The sequence below is a fragment of the Streptomyces sp. NPDC016677 genome, from assembly GCF_055562815.1.
On record NZ_JBVHEO010000003.1, the window covers coordinates 386,548 to 393,087 of the forward strand.

Annotated in this window: 6 protein-coding genes; 3 read left to right on the top strand and 3 right to left on the bottom strand. The window is 70.5% G+C overall.

Going from position 1 to position 6,540, the window contains the following annotated elements; genetic code table 11:
• Nucleotides 1-63: 63 nt before the first annotated feature.
• On the bottom strand, nucleotides 64-1,449 hold the full coding sequence (locus ACZ3IG_RS11525; RefSeq protein ID WP_467431668.1) for a class II fumarate hydratase: 1,386 nt from the start codon (nucleotides 1,447-1,449) through the stop codon (nucleotides 64-66).
• 54 nt (nucleotides 1,450-1,503) lie between these two features.
• Nucleotides 1,504-3,180: a fumarate hydratase gene (locus tag ACZ3IG_RS11530; protein WP_467431098.1), complete on the bottom strand. Its 1,677-nt coding sequence runs from the start codon at nucleotides 3,178-3,180 to the stop codon at nucleotides 1,504-1,506.
• Nucleotides 3,181-3,325: 145 nt separating this feature from the next.
• Between ACZ3IG_RS11530 and ACZ3IG_RS11535 the strand changes: the two genes are divergently transcribed.
• Nucleotides 3,326-4,021 carry a DUF1707 SHOCT-like domain-containing protein gene (locus ACZ3IG_RS11535; RefSeq protein ID WP_467431099.1) on the top strand — a complete coding sequence of 232 codons (696 nt, stop codon included), beginning with the start codon at nucleotides 3,326-3,328 and terminating at the stop codon, nucleotides 4,019-4,021.
• 123 nt (nucleotides 4,022-4,144) lie between these two features.
• On the top strand, nucleotides 4,145-4,522 hold the full coding sequence (locus tag ACZ3IG_RS11540; RefSeq protein ID WP_467431101.1) for a WhiB family transcriptional regulator: 378 nt from the start codon (nucleotides 4,145-4,147) through the stop codon (nucleotides 4,520-4,522).
• A gap of 150 nt (nucleotides 4,523-4,672) precedes the next feature.
• On the opposite strand, the gene glpX is transcribed toward ACZ3IG_RS11540, so the two are convergent.
• Nucleotides 4,673-5,707, bottom strand: coding sequence for a class II fructose-bisphosphatase (gene glpX / locus ACZ3IG_RS11545; protein ID WP_467431103.1), 1,035 nt, complete (start codon nucleotides 5,705-5,707; stop codon nucleotides 4,673-4,675).
• Nucleotides 5,708-5,832: 125 nt separating this feature from the next.
• On the opposite strand from glpX, the gene ACZ3IG_RS11550 reads away from it, so the two are divergent.
• On the top strand, nucleotides 5,833-6,366 hold the full coding sequence (locus ACZ3IG_RS11550; RefSeq protein ID WP_467431105.1) for a DUF4245 domain-containing protein: 534 nt from the start codon (nucleotides 5,833-5,835) through the stop codon (nucleotides 6,364-6,366).
• Nucleotides 6,367-6,540 lie beyond the last annotated feature (174 nt).

The following is a 6,540-nucleotide window of genomic DNA, read 5'->3' on the forward strand; positions in this document are numbered from 1 at the left end:
GGTGCGCCGGAGCGGGGGACGTCAGGGACGGGCGGTGCCGGCGGCCGGAGTCGGCGGGACAGGTCAGGGCCGGGTCATCCGCAGCACGTCCAGCGCCTCGTCGAGCTGCTCCTCGGTCAGGTCGCCGCGCTCCACGTACCCGCTTTCCACGACGACCTGACGGATCGTCTTCCGCTCGGCCAGCGCCTTCTTGGCGACCTTGGCGGCCTCCTCGTACCCGATGTACTTGTTCAGCGGCGTGACCACGGACGGCGAGGACTCGGCGTACTCGCGGGCCCGGTCCCGGTGGGCGGTGATGCCGTCCACGGTCCGGTCGGCCAGCAGCCGCGAGACGTTGGCGAGCAGCCGCACCGACTCCAGCACGTTCTTCGCGATGACCGGCAGCATCACGTTCAGCTCGAAGTTGCCGGCCGCGCCCGCCGTCGCCACGGTGGCGTCGTTGCCGACCACCTGGGCGGCGACCATCAGCACCGCCTCCGGGATGACCGGGTTCACCTTGCCCGGCATGATGGACGACCCCGGCTGGAGGTCGGGCAGCGAGATCTCCGCGAGCCCGGTGCGCGGCCCCGACGCCATCCACCGCAGATCGTTCGCGATCTTCGTCAGTCCGACCGCGATGGTCCGCAACTGCCCGCTGGTCTCGACGATCCCGTCCCGGGCGCCCTGCGCCTCGAAGTGGTCCCGCGCCTCGGTCAGCGGCAGCCCGGTGACGCGGGCCACCTCCGCGATGACGGCGGCGGAGAACCCGGGCGGCGTGTTGATCCCGGTCCCGACCGCCGTGCCGCCCAGCGGCAGTTCGGCCAGCCGCGGCAGCGAGGCGTGCAACCGCTCGACGCCGTACCGCACCTGGGCCGCGTACCCGCCGAACTCCTGGCCCAGGGTGACGGGCGTGGCGTCCATCAGATGCGTACGCCCCGACTTCACCACGTCGGCGAACTCCTCCGCCTTGCGCTCCAGGGCCGCCGCCAGGTGCTCCAGGGCCGGGATCAGGTCCCGGCTGACGGCGGCGGTGGCGGCGATGTGGATGGAGGACGGGAAGACGTCGTTGGACGACTGGGAGGCGTTGACGTGGTCGTTGGGGTGGACGTCCCGCCCGAGCCGCTCGGTCGCCAGGGTGGCGAGGACCTCGTTGGTGTTCATGTTGGACGAGGTGCCGGAGCCGGTCTGGAAGACGTCGACCGGGAAGTGCGCGTCCCACTTCCCCTCGGCCACTTCACCGGCCGCCTCCTGGATCGCCCCGGCGATCTCCTCGTCCAGCACCCCCAGCTCGGCGTTGACCTTCGCCGCGGCCCCCTTGATCCGGGCGAGCGCCTCGATGTGCGCCCGCTCGATCCGCTGCCCGGAGACGGGGAAGTTCTCGACGGCCCGTTGCGTCTGCGCGCGCCACTTGGCGTCGACGGGGACGCGGACCTCGCCCATGGAGTCGTGCTCGATGCGGTAGTCGCTCATGTCCGGTACAGCGAACGGCACCGGCCCGTTGTTCCTGGACGAGGTCCGTTCGGGTCAGGCCAGCCCCGGCCCCCGTACCGGAATCGACGTGAACGTCGGCTGCGGCGCCGGGTCCTGGAAGAAGTCGTTGCCCTTGTCGTCCACGACGATGAACGCCGGGAAGTCCTCGACCTCGATCTTCCAGACCGCCTCCATGCCCAGCTCCTCGTACTCGACGACCTCGACCTTCTTGATGCAGTCCTGCGCCAGCCGCGCCGCCGGCCCGCCGATCGACCCGAGGTAGAAGCCGCCGTGCGCACCGCACGCGTCGGTGACCTGTTTGCTCCGGTTGCCCTTGGCGAGCATCACCTTGGAGCCGCCCGCCGCCTGGAACTGCTCGACGTAGGAGTCCATGCGCCCGGCGGTCGTCGGACCGAAGGACCCGGACGCGTACCCCTCGGGCGTCTTGGCCGGACCCGCGTAGTACACCGGGTGGTCCTTCAGGTACTGCGGCATCTCCTCACCCGCGTCCAGCCGCTCCTTGATCTTGGCGTGCGCGATGTCGCGGGCCACGACCAGCGGGCCGGTCAGCGAGAGCCGGGTCTTGACCGGGTACTTGGTCAGCTCGGCGAGGATCGCGTCCATCGGCTGGTTGAGGTCGATCTGGACGACGTCGCCGTCGGCGGCGAGGTGCTCGTCCGTCGTCTCCGGCAGGAACCGCGCCGGGTCGGTCTCCAGCTGCTCCAGGAAGACGCCCTCGGCGGTGATCTTCGCGACGGCCTGCCGGTCGGCGGAGCAGGAGACGGCGATGGCGACCGGGCAGGAAGCCCCGTGCCGCGGCAGCCGCACCACCCGCACGTCGTGGCAGAAGTACTTGCCGCCGAACTGCGCGCCGATACCGATCTTCTGCGTCAGCTCGAAGACCTTCTCCTCCAGCTCCTTGTCCCGGAAGCCGTGCCCCAGCTCCGACCCCTCGGCCGGGATCTCGTCCAGGTAGTGCGCGGAGGCGTACTTCGCGGTCTTCAGCGCGTACTCGGCCGACGTGCCGCCGACGACGATCGCCAGGTGGTACGGCGGGCAGGCGGCCGTACCGAGCGAACGGATCTTCTCCTCCAGGAACTTCATCATGGAGGACTCGTTCAGGACGGCCTTCGTCTCCTGGTAGAGGAACGACTTGTTGGCCGAGCCGCCGCCCTTCGCCATGAACAGGAACTTGTAGGCGCCGCCGTCGGTCGCGTACAGCTCGATCTGCGCGGGGAGGTTGGAGCCGGTGTTCTTCTCCTCCCACATGGTGAGCGGGGCCATCTGGGAGTAGCGCAGGTTCAGGTTCTTGTAGGCGTCGTAGATGCCCCGGCTCAGGGCCTCCTCGTCGCCGCCGGCCGTCAGCACGTTCTGGCCGCGCTTGCCCATCACGATCGCCGTGCCGGTGTCCTGGCACATGGGCAGCACGCCCGCCGCCGCGATGTTGGCGTTCTTCAGCAGGTCCAGCGCGACGAACTTGTCGTTGGACGACGCCTCGGGGTCGTCGATGATGCGGCGGAGCTGGGCCAGGTGGGCGGGGCGCAGATAGTGCTGGATGTCGTGGATCGCCTCTTCGGCCAGCTTGCGCAGCGCCTCCGGCTCCACCTTGAGGAACGTACGCCCGTCGGCCTCGAAGGTGGAGACACCCTCGGAGGTCACCAGCCGGTACGGGGTGGTGTCCTCTCCCTGGGGGAGCAGATCGGTGTACACGAACTCAGGCATGTCGCCCATTCCTCACTCGACAGACGGCCGCTGGCCTCCATTGGCAGCGTCCACCAGCGTAGAACCTGCCGGGAACGGCGAACTTGTGAGGTTGTCCTCAGTAAACCCGGGCAAGGGGTAGTCGCGATCTATCGCGTTTCGGTACGCTGCTGCCGTGGACCTTCACAAGCACGCCCCGCAGCAGGACGTCCCGACCCCCGTCTCCGAGCTGCGCGCCTCGGACGCCGACCGGGACCGCATCGCCGACATGCTCCGCGAGGCGCTCGCCGAGGGGCGCCTCACCGCCGACGAGCACGCCGAGCGCGTCGAGGGCGTGCTGACCGCCAAGACGGTGGGCGAACTGGACGTGTTCGTACGGGACCTGCCCGCCGGCCACGAGCGGCGGGCGTCCGCCGCCGCTCCGTCGCGCCCGCCCGTGCCCGGCGTGCTGCCGGCCGACCCGGACGACCGGGTCGTCGCGGTGTTCAGCGCCGCCGTCCGCAAGGGCCGCTGGCGGGCGGGCCGCCGTATCCACGCGTACTCGGTCTTCGGCAGCGTCGAGATAGACCTCGGCGAGGCGGTCTTCGAGTACCAGCAGGTGGTGGTCAAGGCGGTCTCGGTCTTCGGCAGCGTCGAGGTCCGTGTGCCGGAGAACGTGACGCTGCGCGGCGCGGGCGGCGCCGTGCTCGGCAGCTTCGAGGTGGACACGGCCGACGCGACGGACCCCGAGGCCCCCGTGGTCCACGTGGACGGCTGGGCCGTGCTGGGCAGTGTCGAGGCCCGCCCGAAGCGGGGCAGCCGGGTGGTGGACATCCTCGACCGGGTGCAGCGCAAGGTCGACCGGCATGTGCGCAAGCATCTGGGGCACTGACGTTGCCCCCGCGAAGTCCGGGAGCGGACCCGGCGGTTCGGGACCCAGTGCATAGGCGCGCGTACAGCGGGTAAGGCTTGCTGCATCGTCTCTCGCTCGCGAAGCCGTCGTCAGGAGTAGACCGTGCTGCAACCGCCGCCTTCGTCCCTGCAGGTAGCCGCCGTTCCGGCCCAGCGGGTGCCGACGCGAGACCGGGACCAGGACGCCCCCTGGCACACCGAGGCGGTGTGCCGCCGCGACGAGGCGGGCCTGTTCTTCGCACCCTCCAAGGAGCCGACCGCCGCCCGGCTCTCCCGCGAGGAGGCGGCCAAGCGTGTCTGCGCGCGCTGTCCCGTCATGGTCGAGTGCCGCGAGCACGCCCTGCTCCAGCCCGAGCCCTACGGCGTCTGGGGCGGCCTCACCGCCGCCGAGCGCCGCGTGGTCCTGGCCCGCAGGCGCCGCCGCGACCTGGAACTGAAGAAGGCGGCCCGCGCGACGGGCCAGATAGCGGCGGCCGGCTGACCCGGACGCGGAGGAACGCGGAGGAAAAGGCACCCTCTCCGCACAGAGGGTGCCTTTTCGATGCCGGCTCCCAGGGGTGTCCGACCTCACCGACGGAGACGGGGTCACTTCACCGACGGAGACGGCGTCACTTCACCGACGGAGACGGCGTCACTTCGCCTGGTCGAAATTGACCGCGCTGTACGCCCGCAGCTTGCTCAGCCGGTGCTCGGAGTCGATCCGCCGCACCGTCCCCGACTTGGACCGCATCACGATCGAGTCCGTCGTGGCCGTCTCCGACCGGTACCGGACCCCCCGCAGCAGCTCGCCGTCGGTGATGCCGGTGGCGACGAAGAAGACGTTCTCGCCGGTGACGAGGTCCTCGGTGGTCAGCACCCGGTCCAGATCGTGCCCCGCCTCCAGCGCCCGCTGCCGCTCCGCGTCGTCCTTCGGCCACAGCTTGCCCTGGATCGTGCCGCCCAGGCACTTGACCGCGCAGGCCGAGATGATGCCCTCGGGGGTGCCGCCGACGCCGAGCAGCAGGTCGATGCCGGTGCCCTCGCGCAGCGCCAGGATGGAGCCGGCCACATCGCCGTCGGAGATCAGCTTGATGCGCGCGCCGGTCTCCCGGACCTGCTGGATGAGGTCCGTGTGCCGGGGCCGGTCCAGGATGACGACCGTGACGTCCTCGGGCGTGACCCGCTTGGCCTTGGCGACCCGGCGGATGTTCACGGAGACCGGTGCGTTGATGTCGACGAAGTCGGCGGCCTCGGGGCCGGTGACCAGCTTGTCCATGTAGAAGACGGCCGACGGGTCGAACATGGAGCCCCGCTCGGCGGCGGCCAGCACGGCGATCGCGTTGGTCATGCCGTTCGCGGTCAGGGTGGTGCCGTCGATCGGGTCGACCGCGATGTCGACCTCGGCGCCGGTGCCGTCGCCGACCCGCTCCCCGTTGAAGAGCATCGGGGCCTCGTCCTTCTCCCCCTCGCCGATGACGACGACGCCGTTCATCGACACGGTCTGGACGAGGGTCCGCATGGCGCGCACGGCGGCACCGTCGGCGCCGTTCTTGTCGCCGCGCCCGACCCAGCGGCCCGCGGCCATCGCCGCCGCCTCGGTCACGCGGACCAGTTCCATCGCGAGGTTGCGGTCGGGAGCCTCGGCGGGCACGTCCAGTTCGGAGGGAAGATGATGATGTTCGGTCATCGAAACGCACCTTTCTGTACGACGACGGCCGGATGAGGGTATGACCATGACTCTATCGCCAGTCTGTCTGAATGAGCAGGGGACCCCACGGATGAGCGCCCCGGGTACCTGCGACGATAGGGGGCGTGGCAGGTAGAAACGGCAAGCAGAAGACCGCTCGCAACATGATCTACTCGCTGGGCGTCACCGTCCTGGCGGGGCTGGTCATGTGGGCCTTCGTCCCGCACGACGACAAAGAGCCCGACCTCCAGCGGGTCGACTACCGGGTGGAGCTGCTCACCGCCCGCCGTGCCGCGCCGTATCCGGTGGCCGCGCCCCAGGGGCTTCCCGCCGAGTGGAAGGCGACCTCGGTCCGCTATCAGGGCACCCAGTCCGACACCTGGCACCTGGGCTTCCACCTCCCGGACGGCCAGTACGTACAGGTCGAGCAGTCGACGGGGAAGGTGTCCGCCTTCATCGAGGAGGCGAGCCAGGGCGCGACGGCGACCGACGTCACCGAGGAGATCGACGGCCGGTCCTGGACGCGCTACACGGGCGGCCGGTACAAGGCCCTGGTACTGAAGGACACCGAGGGCGTGAAGGGCGCGACGACGATCGTGGCCGGCACCGGTTCCTTCGGCCAGCTGACGAAGATGGCGGCGGCGCTGAAGATGTCCTGAGCGGACAGGGTGTCCTGAGCGGACAGGGTGTCCTGAGCGGACAGGTTCTCCTGAACGGGCGTGGGCCCCGGGAACCCCCACCGTTAGCCGGGGCGACCCCCGGGCAGCAGCGCGGGGTGGGAGTAAGGTGGTGTCGGCCCGCGGCGGGGGCCCCCGCGGGGGGCGCGGGGGGCG

What these genes read in the sequence shown, in the direction of transcription:
- ACZ3IG_RS11525 (WP_467431668.1), bottom strand. Translation starts at nt 1,449, where the DNA reads ATGAGCGACTACCGCATCGAGCACGACTCCATGGGCGAGGTCCGCGTC.
- ACZ3IG_RS11530 (WP_467431098.1), bottom strand. Translation starts at nt 3,180, where the DNA reads ATGGGCGACATGCCTGAGTTCGTGTACACCGATCTGCTCCCCCAGGGA.
- glpX (WP_467431103.1), bottom strand. Translation starts at nt 5,707, where the DNA reads ATGACCGAACATCATCATCTTCCCTCCGAACTGGACGTGCCCGCCGAG.